21 protein-coding genes and 1 pseudogene are annotated in these 26,102 nt (G+C 58.8%); 16 read left to right on the plus strand and 6 right to left on the minus strand.

Translation table 11 applies throughout. The features are described from left to right. Positions 1 to 12: 12 nt before the first annotated feature. Positions 13 to 801, minus strand: coding sequence for a LamG domain-containing protein (locus SPITH_RS03865; RefSeq protein WP_014624411.1), 789 nt, complete (start codon positions 799 to 801; stop codon positions 13 to 15). 87 nt (positions 802 to 888) lie between these two features. Between SPITH_RS03865 and SPITH_RS11770 the strand changes: the two genes are divergently transcribed. Next, positions 889 to 1,749: an IS1595 family transposase gene (locus tag SPITH_RS11770; RefSeq protein WP_014624057.1), complete on the plus strand. Its 861-nt coding sequence runs from the start codon at positions 889 to 891 to the stop codon at positions 1,747 to 1,749. A 4-nt stretch (positions 1,750 to 1,753) separates the two neighbouring features. Further along, positions 1,754 to 2,125: pseudogene (locus tag SPITH_RS03875) on the plus strand (carbohydrate ABC transporter permease); the annotation flags it as partial. A gap of 8 nt (positions 2,126 to 2,133) precedes the next feature. On the opposite strand, the gene SPITH_RS03880 reads toward SPITH_RS03875, so the two are convergent. Beyond that, a complete protein-coding gene (locus tag SPITH_RS03880; RefSeq protein ID WP_014624412.1) occupies positions 2,134 to 3,075 on the minus strand; it encodes an ArsR/SmtB family transcription factor in 942 nt (313 codons plus the stop codon). Positions 3,076 to 3,307: 232 nt separating this feature from the next. Between SPITH_RS03880 and SPITH_RS03885 the strand changes: the two genes are divergently transcribed. From SPITH_RS03885 to SPITH_RS03905, 5 genes are all read left to right on the plus strand, one after another. After that, positions 3,308 to 5,056, plus strand: a complete 1,749-nt coding sequence (locus tag SPITH_RS03885) for an ABC transporter substrate-binding protein (RefSeq protein WP_014624413.1) — start codon at positions 3,308 to 3,310, stop codon at positions 5,054 to 5,056. A 63-nt stretch (positions 5,057 to 5,119) separates the two neighbouring features. After that, the gene (locus SPITH_RS03890; RefSeq protein WP_014624414.1) at positions 5,120 to 6,130 is read left to right on the plus strand and encodes an ABC transporter permease; all 1,011 of its coding nucleotides are present in this window, start codon (positions 5,120 to 5,122) and stop codon (positions 6,128 to 6,130) included. A 1-nt stretch (position 6,131) separates the two neighbouring features. After that, positions 6,132 to 6,968, plus strand: a complete 837-nt coding sequence (locus SPITH_RS03895; RefSeq protein ID WP_014624415.1) for an ABC transporter permease — start codon at positions 6,132 to 6,134, stop codon at positions 6,966 to 6,968. Positions 6,969 to 6,974: 6 nt separating this feature from the next. Then, positions 6,975 to 7,988: an ABC transporter ATP-binding protein gene (locus SPITH_RS03900; protein WP_014624416.1), complete on the plus strand. Its 1,014-nt coding sequence runs from the start codon at positions 6,975 to 6,977 to the stop codon at positions 7,986 to 7,988. Continuing rightward, positions 7,978 to 8,775, plus strand: a complete 798-nt coding sequence (locus tag SPITH_RS03905) for an ABC transporter ATP-binding protein (RefSeq protein WP_014624417.1) — start codon at positions 7,978 to 7,980, stop codon at positions 8,773 to 8,775. Before SPITH_RS03900 ends, SPITH_RS03905 begins: the two co-directional genes overlap by 11 nt. Positions 8,776 to 8,778: 3 nt before the next feature. Here SPITH_RS03905 and SPITH_RS03910 read toward each other — a convergent pair whose 3' ends face one another. Further along, a complete protein-coding gene (locus SPITH_RS03910) occupies positions 8,779 to 9,972 on the minus strand; it encodes an MFS transporter (RefSeq protein WP_041624169.1) in 1,194 nt (397 codons plus the stop codon). Between the two features lie 230 nt (positions 9,973 to 10,202). On the opposite strand from SPITH_RS03910, the gene SPITH_RS03915 reads away from it, so the two are divergent. The 9 genes from SPITH_RS03915 (at position 10,203) to SPITH_RS03955 (ending at position 21,186) form a co-directional block, all read left to right on the plus strand. Beyond that, positions 10,203 to 12,509, plus strand: coding sequence for a glycoside hydrolase family 3 protein (locus SPITH_RS03915; protein ID WP_014624419.1), 2,307 nt, complete (start codon positions 10,203 to 10,205; stop codon positions 12,507 to 12,509). A 60-nt stretch (positions 12,510 to 12,569) separates the two neighbouring features. Beyond that, complete coding sequence (locus tag SPITH_RS03920) at positions 12,570 to 13,526, plus strand: AraC family transcriptional regulator (protein WP_014624420.1); 957 nt, start codon at positions 12,570 to 12,572, stop codon at positions 13,524 to 13,526. Between the two features lie 24 nt (positions 13,527 to 13,550). Continuing rightward, complete coding sequence (locus tag SPITH_RS03925; RefSeq protein ID WP_014624421.1) at positions 13,551 to 15,233, plus strand: glycoside hydrolase family 3 protein; 1,683 nt, start codon at positions 13,551 to 13,553, stop codon at positions 15,231 to 15,233. A 93-nt stretch (positions 15,234 to 15,326) separates the two neighbouring features. Then, entirely contained in the window at positions 15,327 to 16,262 is a 936-nt protein-coding gene (locus tag SPITH_RS03930) for a carboxylesterase family protein (RefSeq protein WP_014624422.1), read from the plus strand. A 57-nt stretch (positions 16,263 to 16,319) separates the two neighbouring features. Further along, a complete protein-coding gene (locus tag SPITH_RS03935) occupies positions 16,320 to 18,590 on the plus strand; it encodes a glycoside hydrolase family 3 C-terminal domain-containing protein (RefSeq protein ID WP_014624423.1) in 2,271 nt (756 codons plus the stop codon). 105 nt (positions 18,591 to 18,695) lie between these two features. Beyond that, positions 18,696 to 18,905, plus strand: coding sequence for a hypothetical protein (locus SPITH_RS03940; RefSeq protein ID WP_014624424.1), 210 nt, complete (start codon positions 18,696 to 18,698; stop codon positions 18,903 to 18,905). 238 nt (positions 18,906 to 19,143) lie between these two features. Continuing rightward, on the plus strand, positions 19,144 to 20,403 hold the full coding sequence (locus tag SPITH_RS03945) for a DUF1576 domain-containing protein (RefSeq protein WP_041624003.1): 1,260 nt from the start codon (positions 19,144 to 19,146) through the stop codon (positions 20,401 to 20,403). Beyond that, on the plus strand, positions 20,400 to 20,810 hold the full coding sequence (locus SPITH_RS03950) for a hypothetical protein (protein WP_014624426.1): 411 nt from the start codon (positions 20,400 to 20,402) through the stop codon (positions 20,808 to 20,810). The genes SPITH_RS03945 and SPITH_RS03950 overlap by 4 nt, the downstream gene beginning before the upstream one ends. Beyond that, positions 20,803 to 21,186 carry a cytidine deaminase family protein gene (locus tag SPITH_RS03955; RefSeq protein WP_014624427.1) on the plus strand — a complete coding sequence of 128 codons (384 nt, stop codon included), beginning with the start codon at positions 20,803 to 20,805 and terminating at the stop codon, positions 21,184 to 21,186. Before SPITH_RS03950 ends, SPITH_RS03955 begins: the two co-directional genes overlap by 8 nt. Positions 21,187 to 21,269: 83 nt before the next feature. Here the strand turns inward: SPITH_RS03955 and ilvD are convergent, their stop codons facing one another. The 3 genes from ilvD to trkA form a co-directional block, all read right to left on the minus strand. Then, complete coding sequence (gene ilvD, locus SPITH_RS03960; protein WP_014624428.1) at positions 21,270 to 23,120, minus strand: dihydroxy-acid dehydratase; 1,851 nt, start codon at positions 23,118 to 23,120, stop codon at positions 21,270 to 21,272. Between the two features lie 67 nt (positions 23,121 to 23,187). After that, positions 23,188 to 24,633, minus strand: coding sequence for a TrkH family potassium uptake protein (locus SPITH_RS03965; protein WP_014624429.1), 1,446 nt, complete (start codon positions 24,631 to 24,633; stop codon positions 23,188 to 23,190). Beyond that, the gene (gene trkA / locus SPITH_RS03970; RefSeq protein WP_014624430.1) at positions 24,630 to 26,024 is read right to left on the minus strand and encodes a Trk system potassium transporter TrkA; all 1,395 of its coding nucleotides are present in this window, start codon (positions 26,022 to 26,024) and stop codon (positions 24,630 to 24,632) included. Before trkA ends, SPITH_RS03965 begins: the two co-directional genes overlap by 4 nt. Between the last annotated feature and the right edge of the window lie 78 nt (positions 26,025 to 26,102).

The following is a 26,102-nucleotide window of genomic DNA, read 5'->3' on the forward strand; positions in this document are numbered from 1 at the left end:
ATTCTCTTCTTGTCAAGGCAGGATTCCTGCATAGAGGTCGCTCACCTCCGAGGCGCTGAGGGCCCTGTCGTAGATCACTACGTCATCGAGGATCGCTCCCTGAGCCTGCCAGGTATCCTGTCCGAACATGATGGATACAGTGGCGGCGGTGAAGTCCTCATATGCGGTATCGTAGGTGCCTTGCTCTTCACCGTTGATGTAGAGTGTCGCGACACCAGAAGAATCCATGGTCTCCGTGACATGGAACCATTCCCCGGCCGATGGGAGGGTCGTGAATATGTCACCCCAGTCGTTAGCCAGATCGCTGCGGTTTCGGGCGTAGAAACTCGTATCAGAGTTGCTGCCATGACTCACAAACCCTTCCCACGTGCCCCCGCTGTCCTTGAATATCATGTGAGCGATGGCTCCCCAGCTCGTATTCCAGGTGATCACCTTGGCCCAGTAGGAAATGGTGAAGCTCTTGCCTACCAGGTTGTCGGGGAGAGTGAGATACACATAGCCCAGGGTGTTGTCGGGGTTCTCCAGATAGAGGGATGTGTTTCTATAGCCTGTGATGAACGAGTATGAGGAAGGAGAGCTTCCACCTATGGTGGCGTCGTTACTGTTTCCCGAATCATCCTCGAGAGTGTTCTCGAATTGTAGTACCACCACTGCTGTGGAATTGGTGAGATCGAGAGGTGTGGTTGTGACTGGATTGTCTTGAGAGGCTTCCACCTCTTCCCTCCCGATGGTTGGCTCACCGCAGGCCAGTATCATGGTCGCGATGACAGGAATGAACGCGCTTTTCATCACTCCTTTCATGTCCGACCTCCTAACCGTAATATTTGATGGTGATTACCATTTTTGAGCCACCTGTGGTATAATACCGAAGAGAGAGGTGGCACGGATATGGACGTCGTAAGTCTTTCAACACTTGCAAGCGATAGAGAGAAAACGGTCTCCTATCTGAGAGAGAAAGGTCTCCTCGTCACGTACACCCGGTGTCCCTTCTGTGGAAGTGAGCATATAGGCGAGGTGAGACGAGAGAAGTACAAGTGCTACCAGTGCAGGAAAGAGTGGAGCATACGACGAGGGAGCATCTTCGAGGGGATGAAGCTCTCCTGGGAGAAGATCCTGTGGGCAATGAAGCTCTTTGAGATGGAAGTTACCGCCCACAAGGCGGCTTTGCAGTTACGGCTCTCCTATGAGGTGACGCTGAGGCTCTACACATTGTTTCGGAAGGCGATATGGGTCCACACCCAGAAGGAGGGGAAGAGCCTGCTCGAAGGTGAAGTAGAGATGGACGAAAGTTATTTTGGAGGAAAGAGAAAGGGGAAGAGGGGGAGAGGGGCGGCAGGGAAGATTCCTGTGTTTGGGATTCTTGAGCGAGGGGGAAAAGTGCAGGTGGAAGTGGTGGAGCAGGTAAGTGCGGAGGAGCTTGTACGACTGGCAGTGGCCAAAGTGAAGCGGGGGTCGCTTGTGTATACCGACCGGTTCAAGAGCTATGATGGGCTTGTGAGCTATGGATTCAGGCACAAGCGGATTGATCACGGGAAGCGATTTGCGAATGGGAAAGTGTACATCAATGGGATAGAGGGGTTTTGGAGTTATGCGAAAGGGCGGCTGCTCCAGCATCACGGGGTGAGTGTAGAACGTTTTCCGCTGTACTTGAAAGAATTGGAGTGGCGGTATAATCATAGGGAGGAGGATCTATTCGAGCTTCTGCTGGAGGTACTTAGAGAGTACTCCCGGGTGGCAAATAATGGATAATCACCTTTTCTTTTTCAGACAATATGCAGCAGGTATTCCTCAAGATTTTTTGGATGCGGCACGAATGGATGGGGTACATGAGTATGGTATCTTCTTCAAAATCGGGATGCCTCTCATGCGTCCCGCCTATGCCGCAATGGGTATCCTTGTTGGACTCAATTCGTGGAACAGCTTCGTGTGGCCTCTGATCGTGTTGCGGACAGGAGACAAATTCACCTTGCCCATAGGGTTGAACACTCTCCTTACCCCGTATGGTAACAATTATGATATGCTGATCGCCGGAGCTTCGGGCGCGGTCCTTCCCATGCTTGTGCTTTTCTTCTTCTTTCAGAAATATTTTGTCTCGGGGCTCATGGCAGGGGGCTTGAAAGGTTAGGGAAGCACCTAGTGCTTGTGGTTCTTGAAATAGAGCCTCAAGACGACTCCCTGGTCGTAGTTACCGAAGCCCCGTCCGAAGATGTTCACCCCTCCGGGATGGGAAGCTTCTTCCTTGACTCCCACCTTCACCCTGATGGAGTGGTGTTTCGAAATATCGAGATCGCTGAGGGTAATGTCGGAGACCTTCACCCCGTCGATATAGGCTCCCGATTCGGTGATGCTCCAGTTCTTGAGCAGGCCGTACTGGGATCCCTCCAGCTTCCACCATACGGGGGTATATTTCCCCCGCTTGTCGCCGAAGTCTCCCGGACATTCCCAGGTTCCTATCTCTTCGTTGTTGATCCATACCGTGATGTCTGAGGGCCACTGTTTGTTCGTGCCGGGTATCTCGGAGGAGAGTTCCATACTCACTTCGAGGCTCTGGAGCGGCTCTTTCCGGTAGAGGCTGTTGTTCGGAAATTGATATTCCACCCATCCGGTCTCGAACCACAGGAGGGCGGCTTTCGCTCTCTCGGGAAGGAGGAAGGAGTCCGGCACATCGAGATAGCCAATGATGCTTTCCGAGGAGCACAGGCCGCACGGTGGCGTCACGTGGAAATTGGTATAGAGGCCTATGGGCATTTCCACTTCTATGGTGTTGTCCTCTTCAGGCTTCTTTTCCGTGATGAACTGGACCATGATTTCCTCATAGCGGGTGCGGCAGAGCTTCTGATTCCCCTTCTTGCCGTTCACTATCTCGGTTTCGATGAGTCCCGCCTTTTCCAGGATGGCGATATTGGTCGCCACGGTGGATTGTGGGAGCTTGAGACGCTCGGCGATCTGATTCACATTCAGGGTTTCGGTGGTCAGCAGGTTGAGGATGTTGATCCGTATCTCCGAAGAAAGCGCCTTGAGGATGCGGGCATCTTCGTAACTGTTGATGAGCAAGAATTTTTCACTTCTCTCCATGATCTTTTATTATACTCTTTATTTTGCTCCGTGACAACCTTCAACAGTCTAGACGGGTATTTATCATATTTTTGGAAATCCAACTATTCACGACAAGACCTCCCATATGAGGTAAAAAACCATCCAACATATTTGTTAACAAAAGGGAAGACGGCTTGAGGAAGGAGGCGGGAGAATGGCTGTGTTTCCAGGAACATGTGGTGTTCCCATATATTTTTTCAGGAGGGTGATGATGAAAAAACTCTTTCTTGTATTCCTGTTGCTGACGGTGATTGGTACCGTCTGGGCGGAAGGCGGCAAGGAGACAGGCTCGGCAGGTGTCTCCTCTCTTCCCCGCAAGGAGACCCTCTATGTGGGTGGTCTTCAGTGGGGTCCGCCTCAGAACTTCAATCCTCTTTCCACACAGGCTTCGTTCCCTCTCAACAACGGATGGCGAATGCCTCTGCTCTATGAGACTCTCTTCCTCTACAACCAGCTGGACAACAGTCTCGAGCCTCACATCGGTCTCTCATACGAGTGGGTTGATGATCTCACCTTACGGATACAACTGCGGAAGGGGATTCACTTCAACGACGGCTCGCCTCTCACTGCCGAAGATGTGGCCTATAGTTACCTGTTGGGTGAGAAGTATCCCGTGCCTTGGAGTGCAACGATGACCCATATAAAGGAAGTCGTTGCAGCGGACGACTACACGGTCCTCATCCGTATGAAGCCCGAGAATCCCAACAGGCTCTATGTGTTGGACAGCCTCGGAAACGTATACGTGCTCCCCAGCGATGTGTGGAGTGAAATCGAAAAGAAGTACGACTACGATGGGACGAAGATCATTCAAGAATTCAATGCTCACCCCATCGCTTCGGGCCCCTACAAGATCGCCTTCTACGATGATACGAGGATCGTGCTCGAGCGGGACGACAACTACTGGGGCAAGGCAGTATTCGGGAAACTCCCTGCACCGAAATACATTGCCCATCTCATCTACAAATCCAACGAGGCGAGTTCCAACGCCTTCAGACAGGGGCAGATCGATGTGAACCAGCAGTTCATCCCCAAGGTGTGGACGCTGTGGGAAAAGGGGGCGCCGTTCAAGACCTATCTCAGGAAACCTCCGTATTATATCCCGGGAAGTATCCCGAGCCTGTTCTTCAACATGACCAAGAAGGGACTCGATGTGCCCGAGGTGAGAAGGGCCCTCGCGATGTGCATCGATTACGCCAAGGTGGTCGATGTGGCGATGAGCGGCTATTCCACCATCGTGCGACCGGGTCTCATGCTGCCCGTCTACCATGAGCAGGAACTCATCGACACGAGGACACTCGAGTCGGTGTCCTACAGTTTCGACGTGGATGCGGCGAACGCCCTCCTGGATTCCATCGGTGCAAAGCCCGGGCCTGATGGCATACGGGTCCTCCCCGACGGAACCAGACTGGGACCGTGGGAGGCCTCGTGTCCCTACGGCTGGTCGGATTGGAACGCCACGCTCGAGATCGTGGCCCAGTCGGCCCGCAAGATCGGGATAGAGATACGAACCAAGTTTCCTGAATTCCCTGTCTGGCTCAACGATGTCCAGAACGGATACTTCGATATCGCCATGTGGCTCAGTACGAACCCTGGTATGGCCCAGCCGTGGGATCGATTCAGGGCCTTTCTGGATTCGAGGAATCTTCCTCCCATCGGCAAACCCGTTACCGCCAACTACAACTACGGCCGTTACAAGAATGAGCGGGTGAACGAGCTGCTTTCTCTTATACCTCCGGTGACAGATGAGAACACGTTGAGAGAACTCTATACAGAGCTCAACCTGATCTTCATCAGAGACCTCCCACAAATTCCCCTCATGTATAGACCCTCTGCATTCTACACAGTATACGAGGGAGTATGGACGGGTTTCCCTGATGAGCAGAACAATCCCTACAATATCCCCCCCACTCCCATTTCCGGTGCATTCGTGAAGGCGCTCTACTACATACAGGCGAAATAGTGGATATGGGGCAGGCACATCGTGCCTGCCCCTCTTACTACATCCACAGAGAGGGGGAAACGCATGCGACATTACCTGCGGTATTTTGGGAAGAAGCTGGGCTGGACGTTCCTCACCCTCGTGGTGGCGGTGACGCTCAACTTCTTCCTCCCACGGATGGTCCCGGGAAATCCGGTCGATGCAATAGTAACCGACCTCGTACAAGGGATTTCGGATGAAAACAGAGTGAAGGAGATCTATGAGACCTTCAATAGTGAGTTCGGGGTGGATAAGCCGCTCTGGCACCAGTACCTGATCTACGTACGGAACCTCCTCAGAGGTGATCTAGGCACATCATTCGGTCAGTATCCGAAGAAGGTGAAGGATATACTCAGAAATGCCATCCCCTGGACCGTGGGGCTTCAACTTCCTGCAATTTTGGTGGGCTGGATACTGGGTAACGTCCTGGGGGCCCTTGCCGCCTATCGCCGCAAGCTTTTCGACAAGATATTCATGCCTCTATCGCTCGCCATAAGTTCCTTCCCGTTCTTCGTGATGGCCTTACTCATGCTCTACCTGTTCGGCATGACCCTGGGATGGTTTCCCATAGGAGGAGCCTATGCCTTCGATGTCCTCCCATCCCTCTCGTGGCGGTTCATAGGATCGGTCTTATATCACTATGCCCTGCCGTTCCTCTCCATCGTCATAGTCACCATAGGAACGCAGGCCATAGGGATGCGATCGATGGCCATCTATGAGCTCAATTCGGACTACGTGCTCTACAGCAAACTCCTGGGACTAGAGGACAAAAAGGTGGTTCGGTACGTGTTTCGGAATGCAATGCTTCCTCAGATCACCGGCCTCGCCCTTTCCCTTGGAACAATGGTGGCGGGGGCTCTCATCGCCGAGATCGTGTTCAACTATCCCGGGATAGGGACCTATATGTTCTCTGCGATCAGACAGCTCGACTATCCTCTCATCTCGGGGTGCACCCTCCTCGTAACGGTGAGTGTGCTCGTGGCCAACTTCGCCATAGAGGTGGTGTACGGATTCCTCGATCCACGTATCAAGATGGCTCAGCTGGAGGATAAGTGAGATGAAAGGTGCAACCAGAGTGCTCATGCGATCGCCGAAGTTCCTCATCGGCGTCGCTCTATTGGTGATGGTAGGAGGATTCGTCCTCATATACCCGTTCGTGGATATCCGGGATCCGTTCGAGATGGTGGGGCTCAGCTATGAGCCTCCTTCCAAGGATTTCCCCCTCGGGACGGACAACTTCGGGCGCGATGTCCTGCTCGAACTCGCATATGGGACGAGATCGTCTCTGTACGTGGGAATTCTCGCAGGGGGGATCGCATTGTGTATCGGCGTGGTCATAGGGCTCCTCGCCGGCTATCTCGGCGGTTTCTGGGACAATATCCTCACCACGGTGACCAACATGTTCATCGTGATACCCTCGTTCATGATTCTCATCCTGGTTTCGATAGGCCTCAACAGTCGGAGTCTCCTGATTGTGGGGGTGATCATAGGGTGTACCACGTGGCCGTGGACCGCCCGGGCGGTGAGGGCCCAGACTGCCTCGTTGCGATTGAGGGACCATGTCCATATTGCGCGCATCTCGGGCTATGGAGTGATGAGGATCATCGTCACGCAGATACTCCCTTATATCGCTTCCTATGTATTCATGGCCTTCATCCTCCAGACCGCGAGCGGGATACTGGCAGAGGCGAGTATCTCCATGCTCGGCCTGGGTCCCTACAACACGATTTCACTGGGGACGATGCTGAACTGGGCCATCATGTTCGAGGCCATGGGTGCCGGGGCGTGGTGGGCGTTCATTCCTCCAGCCCTCCTCATCGCTCTTTTCACCTTTGCCCTCTTTCTCATCAACAGTGGACTGGATGAGATCTTCAATCCTAAGATCAGGAGATAAGCGCTCATGGACAGTAAACTGCTCGCCGTGGAAGATCTCCACACATACTACAGGACCAGGGATGGAGAACATGTGCATGCCGTCTCGGGGGTCTCGTTCGAACTGGAGGAGGGGAGAGTTCTCGGTATCGCGGGGGAATCGGGGTGCGGGAAATCCACCCTCGCGCTCAGTCTGATGGGGTTCTACTTCCCCCCTCTCTACTACAAGAGCGGAGTGATCGCCATCCGAGGGGTGGACATCATGAAGCTCGAGTACGAGAAGTTGAGGGTAGACTATCTGGGTAAGGAGATATCCTACATTCCTCAGGCCGCGATGAACGCCCTGAACCCCACCCGGAAGATAGGCGACTTCGTGGTGGATGTGGTGCAGGTGCACAGACCGTCCCTGACCGAGAAGGAGATACTGACGATGGCGGCCGAGAGGTTCGAGTCTCTCAACCTTCCCAGTCGCATTTTGAGGGCCTTTCCAACGGAGCTTTCCGGAGGGATGAAACAGCGCACGGTGATCGCGATCTCCACTCTCCTCGACCCCAAGATCCTCATCGCCGACGAGCCCACCTCTGCACTCGACGTCTCTTCCCAGAAGGCGGTCATCCGGATGCTCAGGCTGCTCATGAGAGAGCGCGTGATCAAGGCCATGATCTTCATCACCCATGAGCTTCCACTCCTCTACCACGTGGCGGACGACATCGCCGTGATGTACGCCGGGCAGCTGGTGGAGAAGGGGACGGCCCGGGAGGTGATATTCGATCCCCTTCATCCCTATTCCCACGCCCTCATGGGTTCCATCCTGGTGCCGGACGAGGAGTTCATGAGTTCCTCCCGCACGATTCGCACGATTCCGGGTGCTCCGCCGAACCTCAAGGAGGAGATAAGGGGATGCCGGTTCGCCGACAGGTGCCCGTACGCCTTTGACGCGTGCAGGGAACATGCGGTGGCGGAGCGGCCCGTAGGAAAGAGGATGTACAGATGTCTCATCGATGTAGAAGATCTCAAGGAGAGGTATGTACATGGGGAATGAATACGTGCTCGAAGGGGTGGATCTCACCCGATATTTCGGTATAGGGCGACTCCGCTTCGCGGCCGTGGATCACGTGACTATCGGCTTTCGGGAAGGAGAGATCGTCTCCATTGTGGGGGAGAGTGGGAGCGGAAAGACCACCCTGGCCAAGATATTCCTGGGACTCCTCAGGCCGAGCTCCGGTGAGGTGCGCTACAGAGGAGAGGTGTTGCGGTTGCGAGGCCAGCGGGAGCGAAGGGCCTACTGGAGCGGGGTGCAGGCCATCTTTCAGGATCCCTTCGCCTCGTTCAACCAGTTCTTCAGAGTGGACAGGTTCCTCCAGGACTGTCTCAAGGTGGCGGGTATTCAGGCCTCAGAACAAGAGGCGCGCAGGATCAAGGAGGAGGCGTGTTCGTTCGTGAACCTCCCCTATCATGAGATCTACAACAAATACCCGTTCGAGCTCTCGGGCGGCCAGATGCAGCGTCTCATGATCGCCCGGGTCTTCATCATCAAACCCAGTGTACTGATCGCCGATGAGCCCACGTCCATGATAGACGCCTGCTCCCGTTCGACGATCCTCGACATGTTGCTCTCCCTCCGGAAGGAACGCGGGATGACCATCGTGTTCATCACGCACGATCTGGGGCTCGCCTACTATGTGAGCGATCGGATCGCCATCATGCACAGAGGAAAGATCTGCGAGGAGGGTGAGGCAAAGCGAGTGATAGAGGATCCTCAGCACGAATACACGAGAAGCCTCCTCGCCGATGTGCCGAGACTCATGGCCGAGTGGAGTCTCGAGTAACTGCTACTCCCGGGTATGGAGGAATCCCGCTCGTCGTACCTCCGGGAGGAGGATGACTCCTCCTCCCAGGAGGAGCCCTATCCCCAAGGTGAGGAACACGGCGGGGAATCCAAGAGCCTGTGCGATCCCCCCTGCGAGCAGGGAGCCCACGGCCACTCCTGCGTCCATGGCGGTGAAAAAGGTAGAGGCGGCGGCACCCCTCCGATGGTGAGCTGCGCTCATGAGCGCCCCTGTGTTGAGGATGGGAAAAGCCACGCCATACCCTGCACCGTAGAGCAACCCCGAGACGAGGAGGTGCAGGTAACCGGAAAGTGGGATGAGGAGGAGAAACGAGATGCCGCTCACGATGAAGGATCCCGACATGAGGAGAGAGAGGTCGCCCTGTACCTTTCCGAAGAAGAGTCGGGTGAGTACGACGGCCAGGGTGAAGCTGGTGAAGAAGAGGCCGCCGTTGGGTATGCCCCTGGTGAGTGCATAGCCGGGAATGAAGGTGAGGGCCGCGCCGTAGCTCAGACCAAGGAGCAGGGCGAAGGCGGAAGGGGCGAGGGCCTCCTTGTGGAATAGACGAGACCAGAGTCTGTGGGGAAGATCCTGGGAGGATGCGCTTCCTTCTCCATCGCGTGAGGATGGTGCCCGAGGGAAGGTAGGGACGGCCAGACCCATTCCCGCGATGCCGATGAGTGTGGAGGTCACGACCACCAGCTCGAATCCGGCGGGCAGGAGTTGTACGGCGAGCGGTCCTCCGAGGGCAGGGCCCAGAGACGCGACGAGGCCCTGAATGGCTATGGCCTGGAGCACGCGGCCCTGGGGCACGAAGTCGGGGAGGAGGACTCCCATCCCGGTGGTGAACAGGGAAAATCCCACTCCCTGCAAGAGCCGGCAGGTGAGGAGGTAGGGGATTCCGGCGGGCAGGGCCATGAGGGATGTGGCGCCTATCAGGGTTCCCACTCCGAGATGGAATACGAGCGTCCGATCGTACCGATCGAAGAGTACGCCTCCCAGGGGACGGGCGAGGAGCGCGGCGATCGCGAAGAGCGTGGTGGAGAGCCCGGCCACTGTCTTGGGTGACCCTTGGGTCTGGAAGTAGAGCGGGAGCGCGGTGAACAGCATGAAGGTGCTGGTGGATATGAGGAACTGGACCGCCATGGCGCTCAGAAAAAGTGGACCTCCGAGGGACGATCGGATCTGGTGCTTCACTCGTGCTACCTCCGCATTGGGTATGCTTACAGGGTTATAAAGGAGAAAGAGCATATAGCCTAGTCGTTTTTTGTTGTCAATGATGGAGCGTTGATGAACGGCCGCCGCATTTCGTCTCGTCGCCGGTCACGGCTCCGGTAAAGGAACGCCTTGATACCATGTAAAAAAGAGGAAAGACAGGGGCGGGGAAGGCCGGTACACTGTTGTACACCTTTTACGAGGGAGGTTGTATGAAAAGGGTATTGTGCTTTTTCGTATGTGTGATGGCCCTCAGTACCTCGAGCCTCTGGGGGGCGGGAGGAAAGGAACACACGTCCTCCGCTCCTGTGGTCTTTCCCTATGAGGACCCATCACTTCCGTTGGATGAGAGGGCCAGGGATCTGGTCTCCCGTATGAGTCTTGAGGAAAAGGTATACTTCGTTGTGGGGACCGGCATGGGGAATGTGGCGTTTGCGCCTTCCATAATGGGAACGGACAGGATCGTCCCGGGAGCGGCAGGGACCACGTTCCCTCTCCTCCACTTCGGGATCCCTGCAATGGTGATGGCGGATGGACCTGCGGGGGTGCGTATCAGCCCTGTGAGAGAGGGGGAGGAAGAGAAGACCTACTATTGCACCGCGTTCCCTATCGCTCGGATGCTCGCTTCATCGTGGGATACATCTCTCCTGGAGGAAGTGGGTACGGCCATGGGTGAGGAAGCCCTCGCCTACGGGGTGGATATGATCCTGGCTCCCGGCATGAACATCCACCGACATCCTCTGGGGGGGAGGAACTTCGAGTACTATTCTGAGGATCCGCTCATCACCGGAAAGATGGCGGCAGCATTCGTACGGGGCGTGCAATCCCAGGGGATAGGGGCCTGTCTCAAACACTACGCGGCGAACAACCAGGAGACGAACCGTATGTCCATCGACACGGTGGTTTCGGAGAAGGCCCTTCGGGAGATCTATCTCAGGGGCTTCGAGATTGCGGTGAAGGAGGGGCAGCCCTGGGCCGTGATGTCCGCCTACAACAAGGTGAACGGGCTCTACTGCAGCGAGCACCATTGGCTCCTCACAGAAGTGCTCCGGAACGAGTGGGGGTTCTCGGGACTCGTGATGACCGATTGGTTCGCAGGGAAGGACCCTGTGGCTCAGATGAAGGCGGGGAACGACCTCCTCATGCCGGGTACGCCCTTCCAGCGAGCTTCTCTCCTGGCGGCGGTGAAGGAGGGAGGTTTGGATGAGGAAGTGCTGGATCGGAACGCGGAGCGGGTGGCCCGTATCGTTCTGGGAAGTGCCTCGGCACGTGGTGTGGAACGGCCAGAGGCGCCCGATCTCGAAGCCCACTCCTTGCTTGCCCGAAAGGCAGCGACCGAAGGGATGGTGCTTCTCAAGAACGAGGGGAACACCCTTCCGCTTGATCCTGGGCTTCGGGTAGCGGGTTTCGGGGTTTCGTTCTATGATGTGATCATCGGAGGGACGGGAAGCGGTGATGTGAACGAGGCGTACCGCATCTCCCCTGCGGAAGGACTCACCGCAGCGGGCTATCAAGTGGATAGTGATCTGAAGGAGAGGTATCTGCACTACATAGAAGAGGCGAAAGCGAACCTCCCTCCGAAGAAGAACTGGTGGGAGCCGGAGAAGAGGATCGCAGAGTGGGATCTTCCTGAGGAGATGGTGGATCTTCTCGCTTCCCGTACTGATGTGGCGCTCGTCACCATAGGGAGGATCTCAGGTGAGTTCGCCGACAGGAGCAGGGAGGAATTCTATCTCAGCAGCGAAGAGAAGTCCCTGTTACGGAAGGTCTCCAGTGCCTTTCATGCGAAAGGGAAGAAGGTGGTAGTCCTCCTCAACATCGGGGGGGTGATAAAAGTTGATGACTGGAGGGATCTCGTCGATGCGATCCTCCTGGTCTGGGAACCTGGACAGGAGGCAGGCCATGCAATCGCAGATGTGCTTTCGGGGCGCGTCAATCCTTCCGGGCGGCTCACCACCACTTTCCCGCTCGACTACGAGGATGTCCCCTCGAGTTCCTACTTTCCCGGAACCCCGATGGACAACCCGGAACGTGTGGAGTATGGAGAAGGGGTCATGGTCGGATACCGGTATTTCGTCACCGACAACGTCCCGGTCGCGTATGAGTTCGGATACGGACTTTCGTATACGACGTTCGACCTGGCCCTTGCTGGGGTCGAAGGGGAGGTGACACGAGATGAGGAACTCCGGCTCCGGGTGGAGGTGACGAACACCGGAGATGTGCCGGGGAGAGAAGTCGTCCAGGTATACCTCGAGAGAGATCTTGTGGGTGACGAGCCGGCGAAGGTTCTGGTGGGATTCGCGAAGACAGAAATCCTCGAGCCGGGCGCCTCTGAACGTGTCGAGATCAGGATTCCCAGGGAATATCTGGCCGTCTTCGACGAGGGAGCGGATGCATGGATCATTCCCGCCGGCGACTACCGTCTCACGATCTCGAAGTCGTCCCTTATGGACGTAGGTTCTATACCTTTTTCCGTTGGACATAGGGTCCATGTGGCTGATGTGATTCCACTGGACTGAGATCGATGTGGGGAGGGGGCGATCCGCCCCTTCCCTTCGCCATTGTTGGTGGGTGAGAGCATGGAAGGTCTTTTCTACATAGAGAACGTGGAGTACAAGGAGCACCTTCCGTTCAAGGTGTTCCTCCACAACGTGAGGGAGTGCGGATTCCATCTCCACAAGGAGTTGGAGATGCTTTTCGTGCTGGACGGGAGTATCCTGGTGCAGGTGGAGGGAAACCAGTACGTATGCGGGATCGACGACGTGGTACTGGTGCACGGCGAGGAGCTCCACTTCACCCATTCCATGGGTGATCAGAATATCGTCCTCGTGTTCCAGATGGATGTGCTCTATGCCGATCAGTGGGAACCAGGGTTCTCGCAGATGCGATTCCTCTGTAACTCCACGCTCTCGAGAGAGGGGAAGGACCAAGAGAAGTATCGAAGGTTGAGGACGGAACTCGCCTCCCTCATGGCCATGTCCCGGAAGACAGAGGAGGGTGCACGCCTCAGGATGATGGAAAGGGTGTTTCGCATCCTCTCGCTCCTCGTCTCGGAGTTCAGGGTGGGGGAGAGGGAGATGCAGGTGGACATGTCGCAGATCGAGGAGAGCATGAGATACTTCTCGAGAGTGGCGCGCATCCTCAAATACTTGGACACCCACTACATGGATCGTATCTCCCTTTCCGAACTCGCCGAGCGGGAAGGGGTGCATCCCAGCTACCTTTCCAGGTTTTTCCACGAGAAGGTAGGGCTTGCCTTCAAAGATTACCTGCAGATGGTACGTCTGCAGAAATCGTTGCGGGATCTCATCACGAGTTCCCGCACCATCACGGAGATCGCGATGGACTATGGGTTTCCCAGTGTGAAGGCGTATGAGACGTCGTTCAGGAAGTTCTATGGATCGACCCCCTCTGCGTGGCGTTCCAGTACCATGGAGCGACTGGCCCCCCCGCCTCACTCTGTGTACAACCCCCTGTCCAGGAAGAAGGCGTTTCGTCTTCTCGAGCGGTATGTGTCCTCCGAAGAGGACCGATAAGATAATTTTTCAAGGAGAGATACCATGATGGAGTGGATGAGCCGAGCACCGTTTTCTCTTTCTCCTCAGGACCGGCGGTGGGTGGAGGAGACGTTCCGATCCCTCTCTCTCGAAGAGAAGGTCGGTCAGGTCTTCGTCCTACTGTGCGATGAGCTCTCCGAGGAGAAGATGCAGTACGTCCTGGGACTCAAGCCCGGGGGGATCCATAGATTCCCGAACGGAGTCTCGTGGGAGACGCTCGCTTCCTCGGCCGTGTTCCTCCAGGAACACTCACGCGTCCCCCTCCTCCTCACCGGCGACCTCGAGTTTTCCTTCTTTGCGGTCAGGATCGGTGATGAGGGGAGCGAATTCCAGACACAGATGGGGGTGGCCGCATCGTCCGATCCCCTCAGGGATGTGGAGAGGATGGCCCGTATCGCTGCCAGGGAGGGGCGGGCCCTGGGCTACAATGTGACCTTCTCCCCCGTGGTGGACATAAACTACAACTTCAGGAGTACCATCACCGGAGCGAGGACCTTCGGGAGCGATGCCGACATGGTGAGGCGTCTCTCCGAGGTCTACGTCAGGGTGCTCCAGGAAGAGGGGATGGGAGCCTGTGCGAAGCACTGGCCGGGAGACGGGGTGGACGATCGCGATCAGCACCTGGTGACGTCGTGCAACAGCCTTTCCCGCGATGTGTGGGATGCGAGCTACGGTGAGGTCTACCGAGGGGTGATACAGGCCGGAGTGCAGAGCATCATGAGCGCCCACATCTGCGCCCCTGCGCTCGTGGACGGTCCCGATCGTTTCGTGCCGGCCTCTCTCTCGGGGGATCTCACGATCACATTCCTTCGGGAGCGTCTGGGTTTCAATGGCGTGGTGATTTCGGATGCCACCCCCATGGCGGGTTTCGCCTCACAGGGGAAGAGGGAGGATCTCCTGCCCCGTGCCCTCGATGCGGGATGCGATATCATACTCTTTTCCGAGGACCCTGAGGAAGATGTCCAGATCGTCCTCGATGCAGTGAAGTCGCGGCGGGTGGCTCCCGAGCGGTTGGACGAGGCGGTGTTGCGTATCCTCGCCTGGAAAGCGGCCCTCGGCCTTCACCGCGTTGAGGACTGGTCCTCGCACGTGAGAGGGCTCATGGAAGAGGCGAGGGCGTCGAGGGAGGAACACGCCCGGTGGGCCGAAGAGTGTTTCGCCTCGTCCATCACGCTGGTGAAGCACGAGAACGATATCCTGCCCATCTCGCCGCAGCGGTACCGCCGGGTGCTCCTGCTGGAGAGCCGGCCTCCCGAGGTCTTCGGGCCTTCGGGGTTCACCCCCTTCAAGGACTATCTCGAGCAGGAGGGGTTCTGGGTGACCAGGATGGAGGCGGATGTGCTCCCCGATCCTGATCTCTACGATCTGGCCATCTACCTGCTCGATCACTACACCTTCATGAGTGAAGGGCGGGCTTCGATCCCCTGGGCGGAGTTGCATGGGGGAGCATTCCGATCGATGTGGCGCTTCTGGGACGACATCCCCACGGTGATGATTTCCCTGAGCAGTCCGTATTTCCTCTTCGAGGCGCCCACGGTGGGGACGTATGTGAACGTGTATTCCCCGGCTGAGGTGGGCCTCAAGGTGCTGGTCGATCTCCTCATGGGGAGGAGGGAGTTCCGGGGGAGGAATCCCGTGGATCCGTTCTGTGGAATGGAGGACGTGAGGGTCTCCTGTGGCGGGTAAAGAAGGGGCGCGCATTGGGTGCAAGAAAAGGGTAGCGGGAGAGGATGGTATGTGGAATAGTGAAACTAGCTTTTTTCGCCAGGAGGTCTTAGAATGAAGGTACGGTTGATGCTCGGCTGTGCACTCGTGGGAGTGCTGGTCTCATGTGCAGGTCTCAAGGAGGGTCGATCGATGAAAGGAAGCGAAGCGCGACTTGAGCGCGTATCCTATGTGAGTGTGGACGACGGGAAGGAGCGGGACGCCTTTGTCTACGTGCCCGCAGGCTACGAGGACACGAAAGACCCGTGGCCTCTCCTGCTCTTCCTTCACGGCGACGGTGAGCGGGGTGACGGCAAGGAGGACCTCGACTACGTGCTCTCCTACGGTCCGCTCTACGAGGCGTGGATTCAGAAGCGGGATCTCCCGTTCATCATCGTGGCGCCTCAGATGCCGATGTGGGGAAGGGATGAGGGGCCGGATGCCCCTCCCTACATCACCGGACGGTCCCGTGACCAGATTCCCCGCAGGCTCGAGGAGGGCGTGCCTCCCCGGATCACGGCGATGGAGTGGGATGTGCCGTACACCGGGGCGGTGCCTGCAGAGGTGCTTCCTCCGATCGAGGCCCTTCCACCGGGATGGGACCGCGTGGCCGAGGATATCCCCGTGCTCCTCGATCTGGTGGCCGGCCGGTATCGGGTGGACGAGTCGAGGGTCTACTTGTCCGGCGTCTCCATGGGTGGGATCGGAACCTGGATCATCGCCTCACGGTATCCCGAGCGTTTCGCGGCCATCGCCCCGGTGGTGGGATTCGGTTACCCGGAGATGATGGAGCCGCTCGCAGAGGCGAGGATGCCCATCTGGTGCTTTTCCGGCGGAAGGGATCCGGTGGTGCCTACGAGTCTGTTCTTCCCCGCCTTCATCCGTCTGGAGGATCTGGGGCACAGGGACTACCGGTTCACCACGGAACAGGATATGGGACACGATGTGTGGGTTCGGGTGTACGCAGGTGAAGACCTCTACCGGTGGCTGCTCTCGCATCGCAAGCGGTAGAGGCGGGCCGTGAGCCCGTGTGATCGACACGAGACATCAACAATTTATGGAGGATATATGCAGGTGAAGGATATCGTTGCACGACTTTCGCTCGAGCAGAAGGCCGCCTTGTGTAGCGGGAAGGACTTCTGGTTCACGGTGGATATTCCGGAGCTGGGGGTGAGGTCCATGCTCCTCTCCGATGGGCCGCATGGGCTCAGGAAGATGAAGGATGGGACGGAGGTGGATGCCGAGGAGATGACGGTGCCGGCGGTGTGTTTCCCCTCGGGGGTGGCGCTCGCGAGTTCCTGGGACAGGGCGTTGCTCCATGGGCTGGGCCGGGTGCTCGGCGAGGAGGCGAGGGCCGAGGGGATCGATGTGCTCCTGGGTCCTGCGATCAATATAAAGCGCTCGCCCCTCTGCGGGAGGAACTTCGAGTACTATTCCGAGGATCCGTACCTCGCAGGCGAGCTCGCGGCGGCCTACATCCGGGGGGTGCAGGAGCAGGGGGTGGGGACCTCGGTCAAGCACTATGTGGCGAACAACCAGGAGCACCGCAGGATGAGTGTGGATGCGGTGATCGATGAGCGCACCCTGCGCGAGATCTACCTGGCGGCGTTCGAGAGGGCGGTGAAGGGGGGCCGTCCGTGGACCGTGATGGCCGCCTACAACCGGGTGAACGGGGCGTACTGCACGGAGAGCGCGTTTCTCCTCACCCGGCTGCTCAGGGAGGAGTGGGGGTTCGACGGGTTCGTGGTGTCCGACTGGGGGGCGGTGGACGAGATCGTGGAGGCGCTCAAGGCCGGGATGGATCTGGAGATGCCGAGCAGCTTCGGGGTGGGGCCGGGCAATCTGGTGAAGGCGGTGAGGGAGGGGCGGCTCTCCGAGGAGGTGCTCGACAGGGCCGTGGAGCGGATACTGGGTGTGCTCGCGCGGGCCGGGGAGGCCCATTCGGGTACCTACGACAAGGAGGTGCACCACCGTCTCGCGAGGGAGACGGCGCGGGAGTGCATGGTGCTCCTCAAGAACGAGGAGGGGATCCTCCCCCTCGAAGGGGTGAGGAGGGTGGCGCTGGTGGGCGCCTTTGCCCGGCATCCCCGTTTCCAGGGGGGCGGGAGCTCCCACATCAACGCCTTCAAGGTGGAGAGCCTCTACGAGGAGCTGCCGAAGGTGCTGAAGGGAGCAGAGATCTCCTATGCGCCGGGCTACGTGCTGGGGGAGGAGGGGAAGGTTGACGAGCGGCTCATCCAGGAGGCGTGCGAGGCGGCGAAGGCTGCGGAGGTGGCGGTGGTGTGTGTGGGGCTTCCGGAGGAGTGGGAGTCGGAGGGATACGACAGGGAGCACCTGGAGCTGCCCGAGAGCCACAACCGGCTGGTGGAGGCCGTGGCAGCGGTGCAGCCCCGCACGGTGGTGGTGCTCCACAACGGCGCGCCGGTGCGCATGCCGTGGCTGGGCAGGGTGAAGGCGGTGCTGGAGGCCTACCTGGGCGGCCAGGCGGTGGGGGGTGCGGTGGCGGACATCCTGGCAGGGGTGGTCTCTCCCAGCGGGAAGCTCGCGGAGACCTTCCCGCAGCGCCTGGAGGATACCCCCTGCTACCTCTGGTTCCCGGGCGAGCGGGACAGGGTCGAGTACCGGGAGGGTATCTTCGTGGGCTACCGCTACTACGACACGGTGGGGAAGGAGGTGCTCTTCCCCTTTGGGTTCGGGCTCAGCTACACCGAGTTCGCCTATACCGGGATGAAGGTGAGCGCCGGGGAAGTATCGGCCGACGATGGACTGGTGGTGGAGGTCTCGGTGAAGAATGTGGGGAAGCGGGCCGGGAAAGAGGTGGTACAGCTCTACGTGCGGGACGTGGAGAGCTCGGTGGTGCGGCCTGAAAAGGAGCTCAAGGGCTTCGAGAAGGTCTTTCTCGAACCGGGAGAGGAGAAGACCGTGCGCTTCACCCTCGATAGGCGGGCCTTTGCCTACTACGCGCCCGAGGTGCAGGACTGGGTGGTGGAGGAAGGTGAGTTCGAGATCCTGGTGGGCGCCTCCTCGCGGGATATCCGGCTCTCGGAGCGGGTGACCGTGCGGTCGAACGATCGTGTGCCCTTCGAGGTGGGTCGGAACACCCTCCTGGGGGATCTCCTTGCCCATCCTGCCACCAAGTCCATCGGCGAAGAGGTGGTGGGAGGGCTCACCCGGCCTGGCGGCCCGATGGAAGGGATCATGAAGCGGAGCCCGAACATGGCACAGGCGATCATCAGGTACCTCCCCTTGAGGGATCTGGTGAACTTCAGCGGGGGTGCCTTCACCGAAGAGATGCTCGCAGACATCATCGAGCGGTGCAGCGAGTCGCTTTCATCTTGAGAGATCGTGAGTCACACGTGCGGGAGGGACGGGACGAAACCCCGTCCCTCTGTTTGGAGTCATAATGGGTTGTGTCTTCGCCCCCCGCATGATAGTGTCGTACCAATGAAAGAACAACAGAAACAGAAGAAGCACGAGGACAAGAGCGAGCTCGCGATAGCTGGCGGGCTGATGATCGGGTTGGGGGTGGGATTCTTCTTCCTCCAGACATCGGTGTTTGCCTTTGTGGGATGCATCCTCGCGGGGCTGGGACTGGGACTCATCATCTCGCCCATCATCGCCCTGTGTGGTGGAGCACAGAAAAGCGAAGACTGAAGGCAGGGAGGAGGCCCTGCCTCCGTGTGCCCTTGCGTCCTTTTCCCTCTGTCTCGAAATGCCTCAACGGTGTATGACTATACGTGGAGACATGTCTCTCTCTTCCACTGGGTGCCTCTCTTGGGAGGGGCGCCCTCCTGACAGGTCTTCACCGATCCTTTCTGAGATCTGATATATTTCATTTGACAAATCCTGGATGTGTGTTAGAATATCCCGGATCTTCCGGTGGGAGCCAGCCGTGGAACGGAATGAACGATTTCTCTATGTGGTGATGGGGATCGTGCTCCTGGAATTCCTTGGTCTCGGCCTTGCTGAGGATGGACTGATCCAGGCGTTGAGAGGATTCGTGAGATTGCAGACCTCTCCTGCGAGGTTGTTGAACGACTTCGCCTCATGGGGTGGGGTGGGGGGAGCGTTCCTGAACGCTGTCCTCGTGGGAATCTTCGGCCTGCTCCTCATTCGATGGAGCGGCGTGCTTCTCGCAGGGCCCACCATGGCCGCGGTTTTCACGCTGATGGGATTCGCGCTCTTCGGAAAGACCATACTGAACATCGCTCCGATCATACTCGGAGTGTACTTCTCTTCCCTCCTCATGAGAAAGCCGTTCAAATCCTACATCCTCTTCGCCCTCTTCGGTACGGCCCTCGGTCCCCTCACGACGTATCTCATCTTCGAGGTTGGACTCCCGTTGCCTCTTTCAGCCGTCCTCGGGGTGGGGGCCTCCATTCTGGTGGGTATGCTCATCCCCCCCGTGGGGGTGGCACTCCTCCACCTGCATCAGGGATACAACCTCTACAACATCGGGTTCACCTCCGGTTTCCTTGGGCTCTTCATCGCCTCGATCCTCGATTCTGCCGACAGTCTCCTCCCCTTGGGGGTCCGTCTCCTCGAAGATCCTCCCCTTGCGATGGTTCTGCTCGTCCCTCTCCTCTCTCTCACCCTGGTCCTCGCAGGACTCATCTTCTCCCACGGCGGGGGGTTCAGGGAGCTTCGGTCGATCCTGAGCATCCCGGGCAGACTTCCCTCCGACTTCGTGACGATGGTGGCGCCTGGGGGAAGTCTTATGAACATGGGGCTCTTGGGCTTGGCCTCGGCGGCATATGTGTGGGTGGTGGGAGGGGCTTTCAACGGACCGGTGTTGGGGGGGATCCTCACGGTGATCGGTTTCGGTGCATTCGGGAAGACGCTCCGCAACTCCTGGCCCGTGGTCCTGGGTGTGTGGGTGAGTTCTCTCGTCTTCGGGTATGATCCGGCCTCTGCAGGCCCCCTCCTTGCGGCGCTCTTCGGGACCACTTTGGCCCCCCTCGCGGGGCAGTTCGGCCCGCTCGTCGGCTTCATAGCCGGCTTCATGCACCTGGTGGTCGTGAGCCGCACGGGGTTCTGGCATGGCGGGTTCGCCCTCTACAACAATGGATTCGCCGGAGGATTGACCGCCTCCCTGCTGGTGGCCATCATGGAATGGTTCAAGACGCATCGTGAGGAAAGGAAGTCGTCATGATACGGAAAGAGATGATCCTTCACCTCATAGGGGAACTCGCGAACTTCAGCCTCTCCCAGGCCCCCCAGCGAATGGTGATCTCCCTCCACCAGGAAGAGGACGGACTCCACCTCACACTCCTCGATTCAACCGTGAGGACGGATGAAGAGATCCGGCAGATTACCCAGGCCCTCAGGATACAGGACCGTCCGGAGCTGGCGGAATACTACGGAACCATGACGGGGCACGATCTTTTCGGTACCTCGAGACTCGAGATGATAGGATGGCAGGTGAAGCATGCGACAGTATCCCGGACGGAGGAGGGCACGAAGATAGACCTCTGGTTGGGGAGTGAGCGCTTCGATCCTCGCCCCTTCAGTATCCCGACCGATGATGCCGCAGAAGAGGGGGATCGGGAAGATGGATGAGGTCGCATCGCTCATAAGGGAAGCGAGGAAGTACCTCGGGGAGTTCGGATTGGCCAGGGAATGGATGACGGCAGGGGGTGTGGCTGCGGCGATACGTACTACCTCAGGAAGGATCTACACCGGGATCAGTATCGATGTTTCCTGTGGGATCGGCTTCTGTGCCGAGCATGCCGCCATCGCTGAGATGCTGAAGCATCGTGAGACCCGTATCGAGATGGTGGTAGCAATCAGAGAAGGAGGACACATCGTTCCTCCCTGTGGGAGATGCAGGGAGTTCATGCTACAGATCAATGACGAAAACGAACGGACCGCAGTAGTGGTGGGCGAGGATCGGGTGGTGCCTCTGAAGGAGCTCCTGCCCTTCCGGTGGTATTGAGATGTCCTTCTCTCACTGCAGTGTTCTGCCTCTCCTCCCCTTCCTTCCGGTGGAGCCCCTTCCAAGGAGGACGGATCTTCCCTCTATCCCTCGTCAGGCAGCTTCCGTGCCGCACCGGTGTCTGCTGAGGTGGCGAGCAGGGCATAGGCCCTGAGTGCCTTCGATACGGGACGATTCCGGTGTCTGGGGGTGTAGGGCCGTTCTCGTGCCTCTTCTTCCTTCCTTCGCTGGGCGAGCTCCTCGTCGGAGAGCAGCACGTTGATCCGCCGGTTGGGGATATCGATCTCTATGACGTCGCCGTCCCGTAGGAGGGCGATCTCACCCCCTTCGGCCGCCTCGGGGGAGACGTGCCCGATGGAGAGTCCCGAGGTGCCGCCGCTGAACCTGCCGTCGGTGATGAGGGCGCACTCCTTGCCGAGGTGGCGGGCCTTGAGGTAGGAGGTGGGGTAGAGCATCTCCTGCATCCCCGGTCCCCCCTTCGGTCCCTCGTAGCGGATGACCACCACGTCTCCTGCCTTCACACGTTCGGGGTCGAGGATGCCCTCGCAGGCCTCCTCCTGCGACTCGAAGACCTTCGCAGGTCCTTTGAAGTGGAAGATGCTCGGGTCCACGCCCGCGGTTTTCACCACGCACCCGCGTCGAGCGATGTTCCCGTAGAGGACCGCAAGCCCGCCGTCGGGATAGTAGGCGTGTTCCACGTCGCGGATGCAGCCGTTCGTCCTGTCGAGATCGAGTTCCTTGAAGTAGCTCTCCTGCGAGCCCATGGTGAGGCTCGGCCTCCCTGCAGGGGCGCTCGCATAGAGGCGCTTTGCCTCCTCGGTGGCCGTGGGACGCCTTATGTCATAGCGCGCGATGGCCTCCTCAAGGGTGAGGCCGTCCACTCTTCTCACCTCGGTGTGCAGGAGCCCTGCCCGTTCGAGTTCGCCCATGATCCCGAGTATGCCGCCGGCTCGGTTTACATCTTCCACGTGGTATTCCGAACTGGGTGCCACCTTGCAGATACAGGGGATCCGACGGGACAGCTCGTCGATGTCCTCGAGGGTGAACTCCACCTCCGCCTCACGGGCGATCGCGAGGATATGGAGTACCGTATTGGTTGAGCCCCCCATGGCAATATCCAGGGCCATCGCGTTCATGAAGGCCTCACGGGTGGCGATCGACCGGGGAAGGTGCCTGTCATCGCCCTCGTAGTAGTATTCTTCCACCAGATCGCAGATGCGATGCGCCGCCTGCTCGAAGAGCCTCACTCTGTTCTTGTGGGTGGCCACCACCGTGCCGTTACCCGGGAGGGCGAGGCCCAGAGCCTCGTTGAGACAGTTCATGGAATTGGCGGTGAACATGCCTGAACATGAACCGCACGTGGGACAGGCGATCCGCTCTATGGCGGAGATCTTCTCGTCGGAGACCTCCTCGTCCGCCGCGAGGACCATTGCGTCCACGAGGTCATACTTTTTCCCATCGAGAGCGCCCGCCTCCATGGGACCGCCGCTCACGAAGATGGTGGGGATGTTGAGTCGCATGGCCGCCATGAGCATGCCCGGCGTGATCTTGTCGCAGTTGCTGATGCAGACCAGGGCGTCCGCCTTGTGGGCGTTCACCATGTACTCCACACTGTCGGCGATGAGATCGCGCGAGGGGAGGGAGTAGAGCATCCCGTCGTGCCCCATGGCGATCCCGTCGTCGATGGCGATGGTGTTGAACTCGGCCGCGAAGAAGCCGCGGCTCTCGATGATCTTTTTGACATACTGGCCTATCTCGTGGAGGTGGGTGTGTCCCGGCACGAACTGGGTGAACGAATTGGCGATGGCGATCACCGGCTTGCCGATCATCTCCTCCTTCATGCCCGCCGCCCGCCAGAGACTCCGGGCTCCCGCCATCAGCCTCCCGCTCGTGGTGATGCTGCTCCGTAAGGGGATCTTCGGTGTCTGCGCCATGGCTCGGCCTCCTCTCGGGTATGTCGTTACTCTAAAGAGTATTCGCCTCCCACGTCAATAACGTCTCCTAGCGCCAGAACCTGGGATGGAACACCACCAGCACCGTGTAGAGCTCGAGCCTTCCCAGGAGCATGGCGGCGGAGAGCACCCACTTGATGTATACAGGGAAAAAGGCGTAGTTCTGCGTCGGTCCTATTTTTGCAAATCCCGGTCCTATGTTCCCCAGGGTCACGAGGGCCGAGGACAACGAGGTGGTGAGGTCGTATCCTCCCGAGGTCACCACCAGCGTCACGGCGAGAAGAATCGCTATATAAAGAAAAAAGAAACCGGAGATGCTCATGAGGAAATCCTTCCTCACCGGCTCTCCGTTGACGCGGGGCCTGAAGACACCGTAGGGGAAGAGGAGGTATTTCAACTCCACCACCGCCTGCTTGGCCAGGGTGACGAGCCTGATCACCTTGATCCCGCCTCCCGTGGACCCCGAGCATCCTCCTACGAACATGAGGAAGAAGAGCACGCCTTTCGCAAAGGCAGGCCAGGCATCGAAATCGGCCGTGGCGAACCCGGTCGTGGTGAGGATGGAAGCCACCTGGAAGCCGGCGTATCGCAGGGCGTTAAGGAGGGATCCATAGAGAGGCCGCACCGCGAGGGCCACGGCGAGAGTCGACACTGCGAATATGCCGGCGTATGCCCTGGCCTCGGTGTTCCTCAGGATATCCCGGCCCTTTCCCGACCACACCCTGTGATAGAGACCGAAGTTGAATCCCGCCATGAGCATGAAGACCGTGATCACCACGTCGACATAGGCCGAGCGGTAGGCCCCCACGCTCTGATTCCGGGGGGAGAACCCGCCGGTGGCCAGTGTGCCGAAGGTGTGGGTGAGTGCGTCGAAGAGGTCCATCCCGCCCAGCATGAGGAGCACGGTCTCGGCCGCCGTGAAGCCCACGTAGATCTTCCAGAGCACCTTCGCGGTCTGGGCGATGGTGGGAGTCACCTTCTCGAGGGTGGGGCCGGGTGACTCGGCCTTGAAGAGCTGGGCCCCCGCAACCCCGAGGAGCGGGAGGAGTGCCACGGTGAGCACCACGATCCCCATACCGCCGAGCCAGTGGGTGAGCGAGCGCCAGAAGAGGATCGAACGGGGCAGCCCCTCGATCTCGGTGAGTATGGAGGCCCCTGTGGTGGTGAACCCCGACATGGTCTCGAAAAAGGCGTCGGTGTAGGAGGGGATGCTCCCCGAGAGGGTGAAGGGAAGGGCTCCGAATCCGGCTGCCGAGATCCAGCTCAAGGTGACGAAGAGGAAGGCGTGGCGGACCTGAAGCTTGATGAAGCGCTCCCCCGTGGAGAGGAAAAGCAGGACGAGGCCCGAGACTGCCATGATGATCATGGTGAAGAGGAAGGCCTGCCACGTACGCGGCCCCTCGAAGAGGGCGATGCCCAGGGGAATGAGGAGGAACCCTGCGAGCAGGAGGAGGAGGAACCCCAGAAGGCGGGCGATTCCCTTCAGGTGGATCACGCGAAGAACTCCTCCACCTTCTGCCGGTGTGTCTGGTTGAAGATGAGTACCAGCTTGTCGCCCTCCCTCAGCTCTGTGTCCCCTGAGGGGATGATCTGCTCCTCCTTTCGCGTGATGAGGAGGATGAGCGTCTCCCCCGGGAGCCCGAGCTCCTTTATCTTCTTCCCGATGAACGGGGAGGTGGGGAGGATCACGGTCTCCACAAGCTCGTACGGACTCCCCGAGATGGGGTAGATGGTGTGAACCTTCTCCTGGTAGATGGCCTTGAGGATGGTGGTGAGCACGGCGTGGTTGAGGCTCACGGTCACGTCCAGGCCGAGCTGTTCCCCCAGGTGCATGAAGGGGATGCGGTGGACCACGGCGATGGACTTGCGCACCCCCACCTTCTTGGCGTAGAGGGCGGTGAGCAGGTTGAGCTCCTGACTCTGGGTGGCGGTGATCACGACGTCGTACCCCTCGAGGTTCCCCTCCTCCATGAAGCCTTCCTGAGAGATATCCACGTTGCTCACGGTGGCGTCGGGATACCGGTGAGCGAGGTACTTGCACCGGTCGTAGTCCTGGTCGATGATGTGGAACTGGTAGCGTTGAGGTGTGAAGATGCGCCTGAAGAGGTGCCGGAAGAAGCCGCCCTCTTCCCTTCGTGCGTTGAGCATGTCGAGGATGTAGCAGCCCAACTCGCCGCCGCCGACCAGGACGATCTTCTTTATCTCCTCGGGGGTGATGCCTATGGCCTTGTAGAGCGTGGGGAAGTCTTCGGGGCGGGCGAGGATGTAGAGATGGTCGCCTTCCTCGATGGGAGTGTGGCCCGAGGGGACCTGGTAGGCCTCCCCCCGCTGGATGAGGGGGACGAGGAAGAGGAGGCCTACGACGGCGCGGAGGTGCTGTATGGGTTTCTTGATGAAAGGCGAGGAGGGAGGGACCTTTATCACCTGGAGCTGGAAGTGCGAGGTCTCGAACAGGCTGATGGGGCTCATGGCCCCGCTCTGGATGGCGCGCACCACCATCCGGGCGGTCTCTATCTCCGGGTTGATGATGATGTCGATGCCGAAGAGGGGGGTCTCGAGCACCTCGCTCGCGCTGTAGTCGAACTTCCTCACCCTGGCGATGGTCTTGGGGGTATGGAACACGCTCTTGGCGAGCCCACACGATATGATGTTGATCTCGTCGGAGTCGGTGACGCTCACGAAGTAGTCGGCCTTATCCACCTCCGCCTTTCGGAGGGTCTCGATCTGGTTTCCCGGCTCGTTGAGCACGAAGCAGTCGAGGAGATTGGCCGCGTGTCGTGCGAGGGCGGGATCCTGTTCGATGATGGTGATCGCGTGTCCTTCCTGGATGAGGGTCCGGGCGAGCTGGAACCCCACCCTTCCCGCACCATGGATGATGATGTTCATAGCTCCACGATACGGCAGGAGGGAACGCCTGTCAATCTCGATTCAGCGTGCTGGGGAAATTTCGCGGGGGAGAGCTCA

Source organism: Spirochaeta thermophila DSM 6578, assembly GCF_000184345.1.
GTDB lineage: Bacteria > Spirochaetota > Spirochaetia > Winmispirales > Winmispiraceae > Winmispira > Winmispira thermophila.